Annotated in this window: 18 protein-coding genes; 8 read left to right on the forward strand and 10 right to left on the reverse strand. The window is 69.5% G+C overall.

The genetic code is table 11. The features are described 5' to 3' along the window. Positions 1-1,655, forward strand: a 1,655-nt coding sequence (locus tag FJV41_RS54725; RefSeq protein WP_220137932.1) for an MYXO-CTERM sorting domain-containing protein, incomplete at its 5' end; no start/stop codon positions are given. Between the two features lie 77 nt (positions 1,656-1,732). Here FJV41_RS54725 and FJV41_RS36975 read toward each other — a convergent pair. The 3 genes from FJV41_RS36975 to FJV41_RS36985 all read right to left on the reverse strand — a co-directional run bounded on the left by FJV41_RS36975 (position 1,733) and on the right by FJV41_RS36985 (position 3,676). Further along, the gene (locus FJV41_RS36975) at positions 1,733-2,530 is read right to left on the reverse strand and encodes a TIGR00266 family protein (protein ID WP_141647309.1); all 798 of its coding nucleotides are present in this window, start codon (positions 2,528-2,530) and stop codon (positions 1,733-1,735) included. Positions 2,531-2,662: 132 nt separating this feature from the next. After that, positions 2,663-3,196 (reverse strand): hypothetical protein, encoded by a 534-nt coding sequence (locus FJV41_RS36980; protein WP_141647310.1) that lies wholly within the window; start codon positions 3,194-3,196, stop codon positions 2,663-2,665. 36 nt (positions 3,197-3,232) lie between these two features. Beyond that, the gene (locus FJV41_RS36985) at positions 3,233-3,676 is read right to left on the reverse strand and encodes a cytochrome c oxidase assembly factor Coa1 family protein (protein ID WP_141647311.1); all 444 of its coding nucleotides are present in this window, start codon (positions 3,674-3,676) and stop codon (positions 3,233-3,235) included. A 121-nt stretch (positions 3,677-3,797) separates the two neighbouring features. Here FJV41_RS36985 and FJV41_RS36990 point away from each other — a divergent pair, with 121 nt between their 5' ends. From FJV41_RS36990 to FJV41_RS37010, 5 genes are all read left to right on the forward strand, one after another. Then, on the forward strand, positions 3,798-5,018 hold the full coding sequence (locus tag FJV41_RS36990; RefSeq protein WP_141647312.1) for a metallophosphoesterase: 1,221 nt from the start codon (positions 3,798-3,800) through the stop codon (positions 5,016-5,018). Positions 5,019-5,094: 76 nt separating this feature from the next. After that, positions 5,095-5,907 (forward strand): SIR2 family NAD-dependent protein deacylase, encoded by an 813-nt coding sequence (locus FJV41_RS36995; protein ID WP_181791191.1) that lies wholly within the window; start codon positions 5,095-5,097, stop codon positions 5,905-5,907. Between the two features lie 147 nt (positions 5,908-6,054). Beyond that, positions 6,055-7,683: a DUF4419 domain-containing protein gene (locus tag FJV41_RS37000; protein ID WP_141647314.1), complete on the forward strand. Its 1,629-nt coding sequence runs from the start codon at positions 6,055-6,057 to the stop codon at positions 7,681-7,683. A gap of 155 nt (positions 7,684-7,838) precedes the next feature. Further along, complete coding sequence (locus FJV41_RS37005; RefSeq protein WP_246137651.1) at positions 7,839-8,351, forward strand: hypothetical protein; 513 nt, start codon at positions 7,839-7,841, stop codon at positions 8,349-8,351. A 10-nt stretch (positions 8,352-8,361) separates the two neighbouring features. Beyond that, complete coding sequence (locus FJV41_RS37010; RefSeq protein WP_141647315.1) at positions 8,362-9,138, forward strand: eCIS core domain-containing protein; 777 nt, start codon at positions 8,362-8,364, stop codon at positions 9,136-9,138. A gap of 8 nt (positions 9,139-9,146) precedes the next feature. On the opposite strand, the gene FJV41_RS37015 is transcribed toward FJV41_RS37010, so the two are convergent. Together FJV41_RS37015 and FJV41_RS37020 are read right to left on the reverse strand one after the other, a co-directional pair. Continuing rightward, the gene (locus FJV41_RS37015) at positions 9,147-9,848 is read right to left on the reverse strand and encodes an ATP-grasp domain-containing protein (RefSeq protein WP_141647316.1); all 702 of its coding nucleotides are present in this window, start codon (positions 9,846-9,848) and stop codon (positions 9,147-9,149) included. Positions 9,849-9,900: 52 nt separating this feature from the next. Then, positions 9,901-10,200, reverse strand: a complete 300-nt coding sequence (locus FJV41_RS37020; protein WP_141647317.1) for a YiaA/YiaB family inner membrane protein — start codon at positions 10,198-10,200, stop codon at positions 9,901-9,903. A 110-nt stretch (positions 10,201-10,310) separates the two neighbouring features. On the opposite strand from FJV41_RS37020, the gene FJV41_RS37025 reads away from it, so the two are divergent. Further along, positions 10,311-11,186 carry a LysR family transcriptional regulator gene (locus FJV41_RS37025; protein WP_141647318.1) on the forward strand — a complete coding sequence of 292 codons (876 nt, stop codon included), beginning with the start codon at positions 10,311-10,313 and terminating at the stop codon, positions 11,184-11,186. An 86-nt stretch (positions 11,187-11,272) separates the two neighbouring features. On the opposite strand, the gene FJV41_RS37030 is transcribed toward FJV41_RS37025, so the two are convergent. Next, entirely contained in the window at positions 11,273-11,959 is a 687-nt protein-coding gene (locus FJV41_RS37030) for a LysM peptidoglycan-binding domain-containing protein (protein ID WP_141647319.1), read from the reverse strand. A 288-nt stretch (positions 11,960-12,247) separates the two neighbouring features. On the opposite strand from FJV41_RS37030, the gene FJV41_RS37035 reads away from it, so the two are divergent. Further along, positions 12,248-13,354: a putative NPN-dependent ornithine cyclodeaminase gene (locus FJV41_RS37035; protein WP_141647320.1), complete on the forward strand. Its 1,107-nt coding sequence runs from the start codon at positions 12,248-12,250 to the stop codon at positions 13,352-13,354. A 20-nt stretch (positions 13,355-13,374) separates the two neighbouring features. Here FJV41_RS37035 and FJV41_RS37040 read toward each other — a convergent pair whose 3' ends face one another. The 4 genes from FJV41_RS37040 to FJV41_RS37055 all read right to left on the reverse strand — a co-directional run bounded on the left by FJV41_RS37040 (position 13,375) and on the right by FJV41_RS37055 (position 18,514). Continuing rightward, positions 13,375-14,568: a Dickkopf N-terminal cysteine-rich domain-containing protein gene (locus FJV41_RS37040; RefSeq protein WP_181791193.1), complete on the reverse strand. Its 1,194-nt coding sequence runs from the start codon at positions 14,566-14,568 to the stop codon at positions 13,375-13,377. A 120-nt stretch (positions 14,569-14,688) separates the two neighbouring features. After that, positions 14,689-15,264, reverse strand: coding sequence for a hypothetical protein (locus tag FJV41_RS37045; RefSeq protein ID WP_141647322.1), 576 nt, complete (start codon positions 15,262-15,264; stop codon positions 14,689-14,691). Positions 15,265-15,392: 128 nt separating this feature from the next. Further along, positions 15,393-17,210: an acyl-CoA dehydrogenase gene (locus tag FJV41_RS37050; protein ID WP_141647323.1), complete on the reverse strand. Its 1,818-nt coding sequence runs from the start codon at positions 17,208-17,210 to the stop codon at positions 15,393-15,395. A 179-nt stretch (positions 17,211-17,389) separates the two neighbouring features. Further along, entirely contained in the window at positions 17,390-18,514 is a 1,125-nt protein-coding gene (locus tag FJV41_RS37055; RefSeq protein WP_141647324.1) for a slipin family protein, read from the reverse strand. Between the last annotated feature and the right edge of the window lie 262 nt (positions 18,515-18,776).

Consider the following 18,776-nt stretch of genomic DNA (forward strand, 5'->3'; position numbering starts at 1 on the left):
GTGGGGGCGGTGGGCACCGGGGCTTTGGCGGAACGGGCGGACGTTCCTCTTTCTTGGATGGCTCGCGTGATGTGGGCGGCCTGGGCGGCTCGCGGATGGAGTACTCGATTGTGGAGGCCTTCCTCTTCGGCGGCGGTGGTGGCGCGGGTGAAGGCGACAACGGCGTGGGGAGCGCGGGAGGCGCGGGCGGAGGCGCGGTGTTCCTCCGCGCGGCCAACGTTTCGGGAACGGGCCGCATCTCCGCCACGGGCGTGAACGCGCTGGCGGCCGGTGGCGAGGACGGCGCCGGAGGTGGAGGCGCGGGTGGCTCCATCATCGTGCGGACCTCTGGCGCGTTGAACTGCGGTCAACTCGACGTGCGAGGCGGGAGCGGCGGCAACGTGCTCGCGACGTCCTTCCAGCTCGGGCCAGGAGGAGGTGGCTCGGGTGGCTACGTGCTGCTGAATGGCACGCCGCTATCGTGCGGCGTGGGGTCTTCGGGAGGCGCCGCGGGGGTGACGTCCGCCAGCGCCGGCGCGCATGGCCCCACGCATGGCGCGGGCGTCGGAGGCGGCGGCTCCGTGACGCTGTACACCTATTCGTATGCCACGCCCGCCACGCCGACCATCACCCTGCCGACCCCGAATGCAGTGGATGTGTCCGCGCGGCCGCGCATCGAGGGCGTGGCGGACCCGGGCTTGCGCATCATCATCTCCGTGGATGGCGTTGAGTTGGCCCAGGTGACGTCGAGCACCGATGGAAGCTTCTTCACCGAGGTGGACGAGCCGCTGCCCGCCCTGTCTGGTGGTGCTCACACGGTCTCCGCCATCTCCGAGGGCCTGGGCGCCTACAGCAGGCCCGGTGCTTCGAGCTTCACCGTCGTCGCCGCCCCCGTGATTTCCCAGCCCATCATCGTCGTGCCCGAGGATGGCGAGGTGACGGGCCCCACGCCCTACATCGCGGGCGTGGCGCCCGACGCGCTGACGGTAGGCCTGTACGTGGACAACCGCGACGAGGTCATCGTCCCCACGGACTCCTTGGGCCGCTTCCGCTACCAGATTCCCGACGACGCGCCGCTGACTCCGGGCCCGCACCGCGTCAACGCGCATGGGCACAACAATGACGACACCGGGCCCACGTCTCCCAACACCGTCTTCGAGGTCGTCATGGAGGACGAGGACGCGGGCACGACGGTGCCGGACGCTGGAGATTCGGGAACCGTGGACTCGGGGACGCCCGGCCCCGACGCGGGTTCGGGAGATGGTGGCGCCGTGGTCACTCGTGAGACGCCCGTGCTGGTGGTGCCCGCCGAGGGTGAGCTGGTGGACTCGACGCCCCTGTTCGCAGGTGTCGCGCAGGCCGGTGCCTCCGTGTCACTCGAGGTGGATGGGGTCCTCGTGGTCACCGTCGTCGCGGACTCGACTGGCACGTTCCGTCACGTCGTGCCCGAAGACAGCGCGCTCTCCATGGGGGCGCATGCCGTGTCGGCGTACTCGGTCAACGGCGAGTCGGGAACGCCGGGCCCCCGGTCTCCGAACACGGGCTTCGAGGTGCGTGGACCCACCGCGTTGAATGTGGGCTGCGGCGGCTGCGGCGCATCTCCCGTGGGCGCGGCGGGTGCGTGGGTCCTGCTGGTGGGTGTGGCCACCTTGATGCGCAGGCGTCGGGGCCCGTGACGGAGTCTGCTTCCCAACCACAGTGGCGAGGCGCGCCGTGCCTCGCCACCGGTTGACTCCGCGGGCGACGCGAAAGCCTAGTCGTCGCTCCCGAGCAGTGAGCCCAGGCCGACACCACCCAGCACGCTGCCCTCGTCGCGCGCGCCACCCGGACGCGCGGCGGAGAGGATGCGGCCCGCGAGCCGGCTGAAGGGCAGGGACTGGAGCCACACCTTGCCGGGCCCTCGCAGCGTGGCGAAGAAGAGTCCCTCGCCGCCGAAGAAGGCCGTCTTGATGCCGCTCACCATCTGGATGTCGTAGTCCACGGTGGGCTGGAACGCGACGATGCAGCCGGTGTCCACGCGCAGCAATTCGCCGGGGCCCAGTGTGCGCTCGCGCAGCGTGCCTCCCGCGTGGATGAAGGCGAGGCCATCACCCTGGAGCCGCTGCATGATGAAGCCCTCGCCGCCGAACAGGCCGGTGCCCAGCTTCTTCTGGAAGGCGATGCCCAGCGACACGCCCTTCGCCGCCGCGAGGAAGCTGTCCTTCTGTGCAATCAGCTCTCCGCCCAGCTCGCGCAGGTTCACCGGAATGATTTTGCCGGGATAGGGCGCCGCGAAGGCCACCTTGCGCTTGCCGCCACCCCGGTTGAGGAAGACGGTGGTGAAGAGGGACTCGCCCGTCAGCAGCCGCTTGCCCGCGCCGAGCAGCGAGCCCAGAAAGCCGCTCTTCTTCTCCGAGCCGTCACCGAAGATGGTCTCCATCTCGATGCCGTCCTCCATGTACATGAGGGTGCCGGCCTCGGCCACCGCCGCTTCCTGCGGGTCCAGCTCCACCTCCACGAACTGCAGGTCGTCGCCGTAGATGTGGAAGTCGACCTCGTGCATCTGCGCCATGGAATCGCTCCGTCGTCGTAAAGGGACGGCGCACCATAGCCGCCCCGTTGCATGGCTCAACCCACGAGCACACGGGAACGCGTCCCGGCCGCGCGGGTTTGCCGATGCGTGAAAGACGGAGAGCTCTCGCTGCTACTGCGCCAGCAGGATGGAGAGCGCGGTGACGAGCTCCTCATCCTCGTCCGCGAGCGACGGAGGAATGGTCAGCGAGACGCTCCTGTCCAGCTTGGTGCCGCAGGTGCGCGCGCCCTCGTAGCGGTGGGGGCGGGTGATGAGCAGCTCGTAGCTGCACGCGCCCACCGTGCCGGTGATTTGCTGGGGACTCACCTGGAAGTTGGTGAGCTTGCCGCCGAAGGTCCCCACGGCATCGAGGGTGTCATTCGTGTCCGTCACCTTGACGTTCACGGGACCCTGGCCGTAGGTGCCGCGGATGGTGTCGTTCTCCAGGGTGAGGTTGACGGGGCGGCCGAACGCCTGGCCGCGCACGGCGTCGGCATCGTCGTCGAAGGAGAGCTGGATGTCCGGGCCGGAGAGGTTGTCGTCGGTGACGCCGACCGTGACGGAGCGGTCCTGGGTCTTGAGGTTGAGGGAGGAGGGCGCTGCTGGCGCGGCCAGGGCGGAGCCACAGGCGAGCAGGCCGAAGGCAAGGAGGCGCTGGGTCTTCATGCGAGTCAAGGTAGGTCGTGGGGACACCCCGTGTGCTCAGTCCGCAGGCAGGGCGGGCGTGCTGCCTCCGGCGGGGAGCTCCACGGAATCTCCACGTTCGGGGCGCAGCACCAGCTTGCGCAGCGTCCAGCGGTCCGTCGCGTAGGCCACCTGGGCCTCGAGGACGCCCCGGCCGAGCGGGCCCTGGACGGTGAGGTCGAAGTCCACGAGCCCTTCGTCGGGCGTGGAGCCGTGGGCTCGCAGGGTGAGGAAGCTGCTCGTCAGCGGGGTGCCCAGTCGCCCGGTGGCGAGCGGGCTGGACTCCGCGGTGCGCAGCGCCAGGCGGTGGACGTCATTGCGGCGCAGCTCCTGCTCGATGCCCTGGAAGAGCGAGCGGGAGACCCAGGCCACACCGCCAGCGAAGCATCCGAGTCCGCCGAGCACGAGCGCGGCCGCCACCATCCAGCTCTGCCAGGGACTGTCGAGGCGGTGCGGGCGCATGAGGATCTCCGGGTCCCCTCACTAACGGGCGGTCGCGCGGGTTGCCGGGCAGGCGACGGAGGCGGCCATTATGCTCCGCCTCCCCACCGGGTGCGATTCACCCTGTTCGGAGGTCCTGGCCGTGGCGGAGCTGTCGGAGAGCGTGGAGCGAGAGTCACGGAGGGAGTCGCGTGCGACGCCCAGGCGGGTGTTGCGCTGGCTGATGTCCCTGGGCGGCATCCTCACGCTGATGGGCGGGCTGCACGCGTACCTCGCGGTGCGGCTGTTCGTGAGCCCCGCGTGGCCGTCACCCTGGGGCGTCCTGGGCGTGGCGTTGATGGTGCTGCTGTTCGTGTCGATACCGGCCGGCGTGCTGGGCGGTCGGGGCGAGCCATCGACAGCCCGGCGCGTGTTGCAGTGGACGTCGTATCTGTGGCTGGGGAGCTTCGGCATCCTGCTCAGCGCGGTGGTGACGGCGGACGTCGTGGGCGCGGTGCTGGGATGGACGGGCGTGGTGACGGATGCGCTGGCGCTGGCACGGTGGAAGGCCGGCATCGTGGGCGCGGTGACGGTGCCGGCGGTGGTGTTCGCGTTCGTCACGGCGCGCGGCAAGGCGACGGTGGAGCGACTGACGGTGCCGGTGAAGGGGCTCCAGCCGGGGCTGGGCGGCCTGCGAGTGGTGCAGATCTCCGACGTCCACGTAGGCCCCACGCTGGATGGACGGTGGCTGCGGCGCGTGGTGGAGCAGGTGAACGCGCTGAACCCAGACATCATCGCCGTGACGGGAGACCTGGTCGATGGTGGGGTGGAGGAGCTGCGCGAGGAGGTGCGCCCGCTGGCGGAGCTGCGCGCGTCGCTCGGCGTGTTCTACGTGACAGGCAATCACGAGTACTACCACGGAGGCCCCGCGTGGGAGGCGGAGGTGGCTCGGTTGGGGCTCACGGTGCTGCGCAACACGCACCGCGTGGTGGAGCGCGATGGGGCACGGCTCGTCGTTGCGGGCGTGACGGACCACGACGCGGGGCACATCGTTCCCTCGCACGAGAGTCGTCCAGGCGCGGCGCTCGCCGGGGCTCCCGAAGGCGTGCCGGTGGTGTTGCTGGCGCATCAGCCGCGCTCGGCGCTGCGAGTGGCTCAGGCCGGTGTGCGCGTGGACCTGCAGTTGTCCGGACACACGCATGGCGGACAGGTGTTCCCGTTCATGTTCTTCATCAAGCTCCAGCAGCCCGTGGTGCGGGGGCTCGCCACCGTCTCCGGCGTGCGCGTGTACACGCACCGGGGCACAGGCTACTGGGGGCCGCCCCTGCGGCTGGGACCCTCTCCCGAAATCGCGGAGCTGACGCTGGTTCTGGCAGCACAGTGACTCATGTAACCTGGAGTCGGCGTCGTCGTGTCATGCTCACATGGATGCGTCCGTCCGCCCGTGTGGAGGTGTTTTCATGACGACCTTGGGCTTCGATGAACTCCTCACCACGGCTCGCGGCGTGGCCGCCGAGTCCGTGCTCGTCGTGACGGGGGCTGGCATCAGCCTGGCCAGTGGCATCCCCACGTTCCGAGGCACGGACCCGGGCGCGGTGTGGGCGAACGAGGTGACGCAGAAGGGGACCCGCGCCTACTTCAAGCTGTTCCCGCACGAGTCCTGGAAGATGTACCTCCAGCGCCTCGAACTGGCCCGGAAGGCGAAGCCGAACGCGGCGCACGCGGCCCTGGTGGACTGGGAGCGCTGGCAGACGGGGCAGGGGGGCGGCTTCACCGTCGTCACCCAGAATGTCGACTCACTGCATGAGCAGGCCGGGAGTCAGGCGTTGGTGAAGGTGCATGGGAGCCTTCAGCTGGCGAGGTGTTCCGCCCGTGGCTGCGAGCTGGGGCCGCCCACCGGCACCATTCCGTTGGAGACGCTCGACTTCAGTGCGTTCCACGCGAGCCCGAGCGCCGAGACGGTGCCGCGCTGCCCGAGCTGCCGCAGTCGCGTGCGACCTCACATCCTGTGGTTCGACGAGTACTACTCGGAGCACCTCGGGTACGAAATCGAGCGCGTGTACGACCTGGCGCGACAGGGCCGGCTGGTCGTCTTCATCGGGACGTCGTTCTCGGTGGGCGTGACGGAGAGCATCCGCGCCTTCGCGCTGAAGCGCCGCACGCCGATGTTCAGCATCGACCCCTCGGGCGTGGCCCCGCCCCAGGGAATCCAGGCGGTGACGGGGCGGGCCGAGGAGCTGCTCCCCGAGCTCGTCCGTTCCCTGCGGGGTTGAGTTCACGGCACGGGCCCCGCGCTGCTTGCGGCGGGGATACGCTGCTGTATCTCAACCCGTGGCGTGCCGAGCGTCCTGTCAGGTGGGCGTGAAAGCCGGCGTCGGCTGGCGGCTTCATTCCACACACCGTGACGAGGGGACGTACCGATGACGACCTTCGCAGTGGATTCCGTCGAAGAGGCTGTGACGCCCCTGGAGACCGTACCCCTGGGGAGCCTGGTGGGTGAGGCGCTGTGGCTGGCGCCAGCCGCGGACACCCGGGTGGTGGACCCCGAGGGAGTGCACCCGCTGCTCGCCGCTGTCCACATCGCCTTCGCCGAGCATCGCCCCCTGGTGTTGTCCCCGGACGTGGTGTGGCTCACCCTGGCCCAGGGGTTCGCCCACCACATCCGCCTGCACTCCGAGACGCTGCGAGGCCGGCTCGTCCGACACTCGGGCCGACGGACGCTGACGGTGGGAGTCTCCGTCGCGCCCCGGACCGAGGAGGAGTTCGGCGCCACCCTCACGTCCTTCCGTGAGCTGCTCCGCGAGGAGCTGGGGCCGGGACTCCCCCGGCTCCTGTCGTGTGACTTCTCCACCAGCACCGACGTGGAGCGCATGGCGGGGGACGTGGTGTTGATGGACGCGATGTCCCCGTACTTCGACTTCGCCATCACCGTCATGTGTGGAATCCCTCGCATCACCCTGCTTGGAACTCCGGAGGACTGGCGGGCCATCCGCCGCCGCATCGACGTCCTCGCCGAGTTCGACCTGGGCTGGTGGACCTCGTCGCTCATCCCGATTGTCGATGAGTTCGTGCGCACCTCGGAAGGCCACCCGGACCGCGAGCTCTGGTCGGAGCTGTACAAGCCTCGTCGGGCGTATGGCTGGGACCGCGCGTCGGGCTGGGTGACGCGACTGTTCCCGTATGTGGGGAACGCCGGGCGCTTCAACCGACGCAACCCCATTCTCGAGCAGTCCCACGCGGACATGATGAAGTCGGTCGAGAACGGGGATGAGAATGATTGGCATTGGGGGCCCGGCCTCGCGCTGCATGAGGCGCCCGCCGGGCTGTCCTGCGTTCCGCTCCAGCTCTCGGCCGTCACGTCGGACTGGAGCGAGACGTGGTCCCTGGAGGCGGGTGTGCTCGCGGTGGCGGTGGACTCGGAGGGCGCGCTGGTGCCTCGCGCGGGGGTGCTGGTGCGGAGGTCCCACGCCTCCATGTCCCAGGTCATCGAGCGCATCGTCGCCGAGCACTCCGTGACTCGCGCCACCGAGGCCTCCACCTTCCACGGCGTCGCCGAGTTGAACGCGCTCTATGACCACCTCGCCCGCGCCACGCTCTTCCCGGACACGATGCCCTGGCGCCTGCGCTCCACGGCCGAGCACACCGAGGTCCACATCCCGGTTGACGGAAACGGAGACTTCGTCGTGCCGGTGCGGTGCCTCGTCGACCTGCCGGATGGGACGGTGCTCGCGCTGCGCTACTGCAGCGGCCGTCGTCCGCACTGCTACGTGCGCCTGCGCTCGGACGCGCTGGAGCCCCTGACGGTGCCTCCCGGAAAGCGGCCCGAGGACGAGGTGATGCTGGAGCTGGAGCGGGTGACGCCGCCGCTTCGCTCCCGCCAGACGGCGACGGACATCCCCGTCGTCGGTCCCTCCCTCACCGAATTGCTCTCCCATGCGCTGGAGCACGGAGGCTCCACGGAGCTGCCCGTGCTGAGGACGCTCGTCGAGGAGCTGGAGCCCTGGGAGAACCCGCCTCCGCGCGCGCCCATGCCGCAGCGCAGGAAGTGATGTCTGGGTTGGTCATGACTCACTGAACATAAATCCATGGCCCCCAGGTCTGTGCCGTGGGGCCGTGGGTATGTCATTGAGTCCCAGAGAGCGGACTACTCGGATAATTGAAGTGTAGTTTGATATTTCCGCTATTCCTGGCTATCGTTCAATGCGTGCCCCCCGCCACCACCGTCCAGCCGCGTTTGCTCCAGTCCGTCCCCGTGCCTCGTTTGAGGGAGGTGGGTGGTGTCGAGGTCTACGAGACGCGCCGCGCCATGCGGGCCTCGGGTGCGCCCTCGGTGATGGTGGTGTCCGAGTCCCCGTTGCTGCGGCTGGCCATGGGGCGGGAGCTGGCGCCGGTGGTGGGGTTGATCCACGCGACGGGCATCGCGTCGGCGATTCGGCGGCTGGAGATGGGCGTGGTGCCGGCGGCGGTGGTGGTGGTGCTGGACTCGGCGGAGCGCGGTGCCGCGCACGACTTCCTCGCGCGGCTGGTGGAGATGGACTTCGCGGGCCCGCGCATCCTGGTGTCCTCGCGCTTCTGCCCGGAGCTCGCGGAGGCGTTCGGTGGCTCCTGCCTGACGCACTTCGCGCTCGCGCGTCCGTGGCGTCCAGGGGCGATGCGTTCGATGGTGGAGTCGGCGCTGGGGTTGAGCGCGCCGCTTCGAGTCGCCGCGGGACGCTGAGGTTCATCCCATGAGCGTGGGCTTCTCGCTGGCCTCGCGGCTGGTGGACGCGGGCCGTGGTCTGCTCACGGGGGTGGTGAGCGCCCTGAGGGGTGTCGCGCGGGGGCTGCGCGTGGTGCTCACGGGCGTTTTCGGTGGACTGGTCCTGTATGCCCGAGGGCGTCCGCGTGAAGGGCGCTTCCAGTTGCGCCGTGGGCTGTGGCGCGTGGCGCAGCTTCCGGTGGACCTGTTCCTGATGCTGGCCGGGCGTGTGGTGAGCGCGGTGCAGGTGTTGCTGTGGATGGAGCCCGTGGGGCGCCGGCTGTCGGGGTTCGAGGTGGAGCTGCTGCGCCCCATCTTCGGCGCGAGCCTGGACTACGCGGCGGTGCGGGTGAAGGAGGGGCCCATCGGAATCCTGGGTGTGTCGGGGCGCGCGTTCGTCCATGGCGACACCGTCTTCGTCCCGCCGAGGAGTGGCCCCACCGACCTGGGGCTGTTGGTGCATGAGCTGGTGCATGTGTGGCAGCACCAGCATGGAGGCACCGCGTACCTCAGCTCGGCGATTGCCGCGCAGCTCTCGGGAGATGGCTATGACTGGCGCAAGGGGGTGGAGAAGAGCTTGCGCTGGGAGGAACTCAATCCGGAGCAGCAGGCGCAGTTCATCGAGGAGGCAACGGTCGCGGGACTGATTCATCCTGACCACCGTGCGCTGTCTCCCCGCGCGCGACTGAAGGGCTGGACGGAGAATGCGCTGCCGTTGCTGGAGGATGCACTCGCCAGCGTGCGCTCGGGACGCGGCGCGCCCTGAGTCGCGGCTCAGGCGTGTGAGGCCTCGGCGATGCAGAGGGCGGCTTCCCTCGCATCGCAGCCGTTGAGGCCAGCGCCCCAGGCGGCGTTGGCTTCGAGGAGCACCCAGCCGCGGCCCTCGATGCAAGCCGCGTCCAGCACGCAGGTGCGAGGGAGCTTCGCTTCCCTGGCCACGGTGGTCAGGAATGCGCGCGCCTCCGCGAGGTCTCCTTCACCTTCGTACAGCGCACAGGTGCGGAGCTGGCCGTCGAGTGCCCAGGCCCTGGCCTCCGCGCGCACGGTGACGACCTCCGAGGACAGCACGGGCGTCTCGGGCGGGAGGCCCTTGCATTCACTCCGCAGGGACTCCGGGTCATTCCACACGCTCGCGCGGAACACCTTGGGCACCTGCGGCTTGATGAAGCGTGGGAAGGGCTCCGTGAGGACCTGCTCCAGCGTGGAGCCGCGCACCTCGCGGCCCAGCCAGTCGGAGTCCACGCGCAGCAACAAGTCATCGGGCGGTGAGACGAGGGTGAGGCCCAGCTTCTGCGCCAGGACGAGACAGAAGGTGTCGTTTCCATAGAGGCGGGTCCGCGCGGGCGTGACGTCGGGCGGGCTCCAGAAGCGGTCCAGTCGCAGCACCGTGCCTCCCCCTGCCTCCCAGGCGCGAGCGACCGCGTCGCGCTCCGGGTCGGCCTTGGCCGGAATCAACAGACTGAGCCCCTGGAACATGCGCGTGACGCTACCTCATCCCGCGCGGACCCAAAGGCGGGCGCGCGAGGCGCTACAGCTTCGGCGGCGACATCGGGTCGTGCTCGGAGAGCATCTTCGCCACCCGGGCCTCATCCAGCCGCGTGCCGAGCTGCTCCATCTCGTGCTGGTCTCGCACCGTCTTGGACAGGCTGAAGGTGGAGCCCACGCTGAACAGCAGGCCCATGCCCAGGAAGGACTTCACCCAGGGGTCCAGCGGCAGGTTCCAGATGCCGACGGCCGTGACACCCACGGAGAGGGCAAAGGACAGCCAGGTCTGGATGACCCAGGCGGAGCTGTGCGCGACGACGACCTTCGGGGTGGAGCGGGACATGATGGTCTCCTCAAAAACGAGCCGTACTCTCGCTGACGTGGAGAAACCATGCCGCTTCCGCTCGTAAAGCGCATGGAACTAATCAATGCGAGATTGATAACCTGGAGTGCATGATTCAGCTCCAGCGCCTCGAGGGCTTCTACCGCGTGGCCCGTGCAGAAGGCTACGCGCGAGCGGTGAGCTCCTTCCCGTATCCCATCACCCAGCCCGGCATCCACCAACAGGTCAAACGCCTGGAGGCCGAGGTCGGCGTCGCCCTCTTCGAGCGCGTGGGCAAGGACCGCGTCGTCCTCACCCCCGAGGGCCGCGCGCTGTACTCGCACGTCGCGCCGTTCCTGGAGGGACTGGACTCGGTGGTGCAGTCGCTGCGCAAGGGCGAGGTGGGCGGCACGCTGCGCATCCACGCCTCCGGACACGTCCTTCGCCACCTGCTGCCCGCCTGGCTGCGGCGACTCCAGACGAAGCGCCCGGACATCGAGGTCGTCCTCTTCGAGTCCAAGGTCCCCGCCGTGGACATCCTGCGCTCCGGCGACACGGACCTGGTGGTCGACCACCTGCCCGAAGTTCCCGACGAGGCGGAGGCGCGCGAGGTGGGCCGGACGTACCCCTTCCTGGTGCTGCCCTCGCATCATCCCCAGGCGAAGAGTCGCCGCGTGCGGTTGGAGTCGCTCCGGGATGACGCCTTCATCGCGTACAGCACCGACCGACACCTGCGAGAACTCCAACTCGGGGAGCTGGCACGAGCGGGCGTGAGACCGAAGCGGCTGCACGCGGCGGACTCGTCGGAGACCATCCTCGGCTTCGTCGCGGCGGGGCTGGGCTACTCGCTGCTCGCGTCCCTGCTACCCGGTGGCCCTCGCGAGGCCGGTGTGGTCTCCCGGCCCCTGCCCGGTGTGCCCTCGGGGAGCATTCACGCCGCCTGGCGGAAGTCCGCGGCGAAGAGCCCGCTCATCCAGGCCGCGCTCGCGCTCGCGCCGAAGCCGTGAGCCGGACGTGAAACGGGGCCCCGCTTCCGCTCGAATGGCGGAGGCGAGGCCCCGGGGGCACTGCTCGTGGCCTGTGTCGCGCCGGCTCAGCCCTGGTACTGGTGAACCGACATGATGGGGTAGCTCATGCTGCTGAAGCTGATGCGCTGCGAGCCATCCGAGTTCACGTTGTTGGAGCCGATGAACTGGGGCTTGCCGTCCTTCCACCCCGCGAACATCACCACGTGCTGGCCGTCGCCCACCTTCATGGACACCACGTCGCCGGGCTTCGCGTCCTGGATGGACACGCGCTTGAAGTTCGGGTCCGCGTCCAGCTTGCGCTGCAGGCCCATCACGCTGTTGTCGTGCTGGCCGTTGGAAATCTGGCCCGCCTGCTCCAGACACGCGGAGACGAAGTTGGCGCAGTTGACGTTGTTGGGGACCCAGTCCTCCATGTCCGCGCCCACGCCGCTGCCTTCCATCTTCAACGAGCCCGCGTTCTTGTTCAGGTGCGAGCGCGCGATGTCGAACGGGCTGCCCTTCGGGCCCTTCACGCCGTCACCCGAGTTCGTCGGGCCGGAGGGACCGTCCACGCCGCCCGTGAGGTTCGGACCCGTGCGGCCCGAGGGCCCGTCGAAGCCGTCCGTTGCGCCAGGGAGCTTGAGCGTGTCACCCGCGTAGATGAGGTCCACGTTCTTGATTTGAGGATTCGCCTTCTGCAGGGCGTCGACGCTGGTGCCGTAGCGCTTGGCGAGCGCGGACAGGGTGTCGCCGGACTGGATGCGGTAGCTCATGGAACGAGGGCTCCGTGGACGTGGGCTCGCGGCTGGGCGAGGAGTTTCATGTACGACTTGCACCTATTCTCGGAGGTTGAGACCCCGAGTTGCTTGGCGGCGCGTATTTCCCCCGGGCTTTCGGTGAGATCAACAAGTCTCGCGCACTTGCACGAGGGCCGAGTCACCGGGAGTCGGAGTCCTTCTCTCGGGGAGTAGGACTTTTCGCGCTGCCTCCTACCGGACGGACCGCCCTGGGTCGCGCCAAGGTTCTTGAACCGGGTGGGTGGGTCCGCGCATGGTGCCGGCGTGAGCACCTCCATCCCCCACCCTGACTTCGCGGTCGAGCGGTTCTCCCGGTGTCCGGACGCGCGCTTCCAGCCGGCGCCCGCGGACGGTGTGTTGCCGGAGGGCTTCTTCACCACCACGAACCTGCCCACCTACGTGCGCCTTGGCGGTGAGTGGCGCATGCCGCGCGAGCCGCGCATGGACGGCGCGCTCGTTCAGGACGAGCAGGGCGTGCTGTGGATTCGCGAGGGCCGCCGCGTCCGTGCCGGAGAGCGCGTGGTGGTGGGGCACGCGGAGGACGGCTCCGAGGGCGTCTATGTGAATACGGCGTACCTGGGCGGCGGCGGCGAGGGCGAGTTCAAGTTCATGACGAGCGAGGTGTCTCGCGAGAAGCCCATCGACTACGCGCAGATGGCGCGGCTGTTGGTGGAGGAGCGCGAGCGCGGTGGCTATCCGGTGTGGGTGACGGGGCCGGCGCTGGTGCACTCGCGGGCGCGCGCGGACATGACGTGGTTCATCGACAACGGCTTCGTGGGCGCGCTGCTCGCGGGCAACGCCGTGGCGGTGCATGACATCGAGGCGTCCATCTTCGGCACCACCCTGGGCATGAGCGGCACCGGCGAGGCCACGTCTGGAGGCCACGGTCTGCACATGCGCGCCATCAACAAGGTGCGCGCGGCGGGCTCCATCGCGAAGGCGGTGGAGGCGGGCGTGATTACCAACGGCATCATGCACGCGTGTGTCACGCACCAGGTGCCCTTCGTCCTGACGGGCTCCATCCGTGATGACGGCCCGCTGCCGGACGTGGTGACGGACAACGTGGCGGGGCAGGACGCCATGCGCCGTCACGCGGTGAAGGCCACCATGGCGGTGATGGTCGCCACCGCGCTGCATGCCATCGCCACCGGCAACATGTTGCCCGCGTTCGTCACGGAAAAGGACGGCTCGCTGCGGGAGCTGGCCACCATCTGCGTGGACTCGTCCGAATTCGTGGTCAGCAAGCTGAAGGACCGGGGCACGCACCAGGCCTTCGGCGTGGTGACCAACGCCCAGGACTTCATGCACATCCTGCGGCTGTACGTGGAGCGCGAGCTGTCCGCCCGGGCCCAGGCCCCGAAGGGCACCTGAGCCGCGAGCCTGTCACCCGCTCACTGGCAGAGCGCGGCCTCGATGGAAATACAGCGCTGGCCCACGCAGCGGCTTCCGGTGTCACATGTGGAGGACAGCCGTCCGCAGGGCTCTCCCTCACGAGCGATGGGCAGGCAGAGCAGGCCCGACTCAGTCACGGCGCAGGCGTGGCCTTGGGGGCAGATCAGGTTCTCGTAGTCACAAGCCTCTCCTGGTGCCACGGCCTTCACGCAGACGCCCAAGCGGCCCACCTCGAGGCGCGCGTCCTTGCACAACAGTCCCTCCGCGCACTCGCTGTCCAGGCGGCACTCCTGACGCTCCTCGCGGCGTGGCCGGCACAGCCCCAGGTCGTCGGGGTTCGCGTCGCAGAAGAGCTCTCGCTGGCACACGTCGACGTGGAGCCCGGTGGTCCCGTCACGGGTCGGCGCGGTGCAGGCCGAGCCTTCCTTCGCGTGGCGGACGCATTTGTTGTCGCTGCACACCAGGGAGGGGCCGCACGGGTAGTAGCCCTGGTTCTCGCAGATGTCTCCCTCCGAGCCCACCCGCTTGCACGTCTTGTAGCCATTCCGGTCGCACCAGAGGCCCTCCGCGCATGGCAGGGAAGAGGCGCCTCCCGCCTCTTGGACGACACACGAGGCGCCTTCCTCCAAGGGGCGCAGACAGGTCCAGGGCAGGCCTACGAGCACGAGCCCTGGTTCGCACGGGGTTCGCTGGGGAATCACGGAACCCTCCGTGCCTCGTGCCTGGCACACACCCGCGCAGGCGTTCTCCGACACGTGGCCGCAGTAGCCCTGTTCGCCACATTCGAGATTGCTCTGACAGCTCTCGGATGAAGCCGAAGCCACGAGCACCCGGCAGGTCGCGTCGTACTCGATGCCGAACCGCCACGAGTCATCGGACAGCGCGGGCGTGTCACAGCTTCCTCCCCGGATGGAGTCCAGACAGCGCCGGGCCGCGCCTTCGTCGAAGCGGAGCTGGCCGTTGCGCAGCGACTCGTCGTAGCGCGTCCCCAGCCCCAGGTAGGCGTCGCGTCCCCAGCGGCGCATGTCCTCTTCACACGCGCTCGCGTGGGCGTACTCGCCGCAGCGCTCGGCCCGCGCACAGAGCGCCTGGACGACCTCGCCGCCGAAGCCCTCCCTCGTCACCGCGTCCTCGCCACCGCAGGCCCAGAGCCCCGCCAGCATCATCACCAGTGCCGCTTGTCGTCCATGCATCGCGCGTCTGCCCATCCGTGGCCCGAAAAGGGCTCTGTCCCGGCGTGCCCTCCATGGGCATACGGACCCGACCTTCGCCACGGGCCGATGATGTCTCGCTTTCGGTGCGAGGCGCGAGGGCTACCGCGTCGCGAGCCGCCCCTCGGTGTCGATGAGGAACACCCCGCCCTCCGTCGCGACGCGCACGCCCCGACGCTCCTCCTCGATGTGCAGCACCGGTCCGGCGACGGTCCACACCCGGTGGGTGCCGAGCTCCATCACGCGCCCATCCTCCGTCCCCGCATGGCGCGAGGTCAGCACCGTGTAGGTCGCATCCGAGGGCAGGGTCCGTGCGAGTGCGTCCAGTCGCTCGACGTACTCGGCCTCGCTCGCGTCCTCGGCGTCGGGCAGCGCGTGCCAGCGCACGTCGAGCACGGGCTCCACCCGGAAGGACGCATCCAGCGAGACGATGCCCGCGTCGGTGGCCGCGAAGAGCCGGTCGCCCGCGACTTCCAGCGCGAGGCAGAAGGGGCTCGGCAGCCCGTCCTCCGTGGAGACGACGCGCACGGGCTTGCCGGAAGAATCAAGCACCTCCAGGCCGTCCTCCGTGCAGGCGACGACGTGGCCGGCGAAGCGCGCCAGCTCCAGCGGTCCTCCCGTCTCGGGAGCGGGAGAACCCAGGGCGACGGCGGCGGCGACGGTGAGGGCGGAGAGCATGACTCCCACCCTCAATGCGAACCCCGGGCCACCACGACTTCCCCAGGAGGAACGGACGGATGGCGCCGGAGGTGTCCTCCCCCGGCCACAGGTGCGGCCGGGGGACAGCAGGCTTCAGTGCGCCTGACTCAGTACGACTCCTCGGGGACGTCCATCAGGTCCAGCGTGCCGGCCTCCACCATGCGGGCGGCGTGCGCGAGGCCCGGGAGCACTTCCGCGCAGTACCAGCGCGCGCTGGCGAGCTTGCCCACGTAGAAGGCCCTGTCACCGGGGTTGCTCTTCATCCGCTCCAGCGCCACGCCCGCGTGACGCACCAGCAGCCAGCCGATGACGAGCTCCGCCACGCTCGCCAGCACGCGGTTGCCCTGCAGGCCCACGTGGTAGACGGACTCGCCCAGCTTGCCCATCAGCGTGCCGAGCATCGTCTCCAAATCACCGAGCGCCTTGCCCAGCGTGGCGCGCTCCGTCTGCAGCTCGCCGCCGCCCAGGTCGCCCTCGGCCGTCTCGCGCACCTGCGACAAGAGGCCCTGCAGCGTCGCCCCTCCGTCCTTCGCCACCTTGCGCATGAGCAAGTCGAGCGCCTGGATGTGCGTGGTGCCCTCATAGAGCGTGTCGATCTTCTGGTCCCGCAGGTACTGCTCCACCGGGTAGTCCTGCAGGTAGCCAGAGCCACCGTGGACCTGCAGCGCCACCGCGAGCAGCTCGAACGCCTTCTCCGAGCAGTAGCCCTTCACCAGCGGCAGCAGCATGTCGTTGAGCGTGTCCAGCTCTCCGGCCTCGGTGGCGCGGTGGCCGCCCTTCATCTCCACGCCGTCCTGCACGGACGCGGTGTAGAGACACAGCGCGCGCATGCCCTCGGCGTGCGCCTTCTGCGCCATCAGCATGCGGCGCACGTCCGGGTGCTGGAAGATGGGCACGCGCGGCGCCAGCTTGTTGCGCGCCTGGAGCAGGTCCGCGCCCTGGAGCCGGTCCTTCGAGAACGCCAGCGCGCGCTGGTAGCCCGCGGACAGCGTGGCCATGGACTTCACACCCACCGCCATGCGCGCCTGCTCGATGATGTAGAACATCTGCCGGATGCCGTCGTGGACCTCGCCCAGCAGGAGGCCGCGCGAGGGCTGGCCGTCGCCGAACGTCAGCTCGCACGTGACGGAGCCCTTCAGCCCCATCTTCTTCTCCAGCTTGGTGCACACCACGCCGTTGCGCTCACCCTGGCTGCCGTCCTCGTTCACCCAGAACTTGGGCACGACGAAGAGCGACAGGCCCTTGGTGCCCGGAGGCGCGCCTTCCGGCCGCGCCAGCACCATGTGGATGATGTTCTCGGACATGTCCGAGTCGCCGTTGGTGATGAAGCGCTTCACACCCTCGATTTCCCACACGTCGCCGCCCACGGGACGCGCCTTGGTGCGCGCGGCGCCCACGTCGCTGCCGGCGTCCGGCTCGGTGAGCACCATGGTGCCGCCCCATCGCTTCTCCAGCATGTGCGGCAGGAAGCGCTTCTTCTGCGCGTCCGTTCCCAGCCGGTCGATGATGCGCGCGAGCAGGTTGCCCAGCGTGTAGAAGGCCAGCGAGGCGTTGGCGCCCACCATCAGCTCGAACGCGGCCCAGCCCAGCGATGGCGGTGCGCCCATGCCGCCCAGGTGCGGCGGCTGCTCAAGCAAGTGCATCCCCGCGTCGAAGAACGCCCCCATGGACTTCTTCAGTCCGGGAGGCAGCGTCACCTCGCCGTTCTCCAGCTTGGGCGGCGTGTGCTCGGCCTCGTCGAAGGAGGGCGCCAGCTCGTTCGCGCAAAGCACGGCGAACGCCTGCAACATCTGCCGGGCGGCCGTCTCGTCCAGGTCGCCAAAGGGCGCACGCCCCAGGGAAGTACGGCCGATGTCGAGGAACTCGAAGAGATTGAACTCGATATCGCGCAGGTTGGGGACGTAGTGGTTCGCGGACGACGACATCTCGGACTCCTCACGGGAACGAAAGCCCCGAGGGTAGCCGAGATTGATTTTCGAGTCAGCCCAGGTTGCCGGGCGCCACGGACGGTGAATGACGCGCGGTGCCGTGAACGCACGAAGGGCCCCCGGGGAACCGGCCCCAGAGGCCCTTCGCTCAGCGGTGTGTCACGTGTGACGGGGATTCAGCCCTTGAGCTGGAGCGAGGGCACCGCGCCCTCGCCGAGCACCAGGTGGACCTGGCCGACCTTGGCCGCGAGGTCCTTGTAGGCCTCCAGCTCCTTGAGGCGCACGAGCAGCGGGTTCTCCGCGAGCACCTTCGCCGTCTGGGCCATGGAGCGCGTGGCGGCCGTCTCCTCGCGGCGGGTGATGACGTTCGCCTCGGCCTCCTTCTGGGCCTGGATGACACGGTTGAGCAGCTCCTTCATCTCACCCGGCAGCACGACGTCCTTGATGCCGAAGCGCAGCAGCTCCAGGCCCACCGACTCCGCGCGCTCCTTCACCTGCGCGAAGAGGTCCTCGGCCACGGCCTCACGCGAGGCGAGCAGCTCGTCCAGCGTGCGCGTGGCGACGGACTCGCGGGCCGCCAGCTGCATGGCGAGGTAGAGGATGTCATCCGGCGCGCGGGCGACGACGGCGAGCCGGCGGGCATCCGCCACGCGGAAGGCGGTGGAGAGGTTGAGCCGCAGCGTGACGCGGTCCTTGGTCATGACTTCCTGGCCGGTGACGTGGAGCAGGCGCTCGCGCAGGTCGATGACGGCGAGCTGGACCTTGCGGGCGACCGTCCATGCGGCGTGCCGGCCGGCGGGCAGCACCGCGTCCAGGGTGCCGTCCACGTAGCGCAGCACGACGCTGCCCTCGGTGGCCGTGGCCTCCACGTAGTCGCTGGCGGGGACCTTGGCGCGCACGTCGTCCTGCAGTGGCGCGGTGGCCACGCCGGACGTGTCCAGGCGCTCGATGCTCACGGCTGAAGAAGCTGGGACGGAGTCGCGGCCGGGGAGGCGCTCCACCGTCCACACCTGGTGCTGGCCACGGCCGAGCCACATCGTGGGGCGGCCGCGGTGGTAGAGCATGGCGCGCTCGGTGGGGCCCAGCTCGAGGACCTGGAGGTCCGACGGGGGCACGAGCGCGAGCAGCTCCGTGTCCAGGTTCGTCAGCGGCATGCCCGTGGCGACGCGGACGATGCGCACGTTGCGGAAGGGGTAGGTGAGCCGGTAGCGGCCCGGCGCGAGGTAGCGCGTGGGCACCTCGTCGACGAGGACGAACGCCCGCTCGTGCTGCACGACATCGACACGCTGGAAGAAGCTCATCGCGCACCTCCTTTCCCCCGTGGGGGACTTGATGAAACCCGGGAGGCGAGGTGGCGCGAGGAAGCGCGCGTCCCGGGGGACTGCTGAAAAGTGGAAGCCCCACCCTTCGCGGGTGGAGAGCGCTGACTGCGTGCCCGGCCTCGTCACCGCATCCCGCGCTCGCGGGCCGGGCGCGGACGACGACAGGACTTCCGTTGACGGCTCGGAAGGGGACTGTCGCCCTGGCGGACGGCGAGGCTTCGCGGTGGGGGAGGGTGGACGG

The sequence above is a fragment of the Myxococcus llanfairpwllgwyngyllgogerychwyrndrobwllllantysiliogogogochensis genome, assembly GCF_006636215.1.
Lineage (GTDB): Bacteria > Myxococcota > Myxococcia > Myxococcales > Myxococcaceae > Myxococcus > Myxococcus llanfairpwllgwyngyllgogerychwyrndrobwllllantysiliogogogochensis.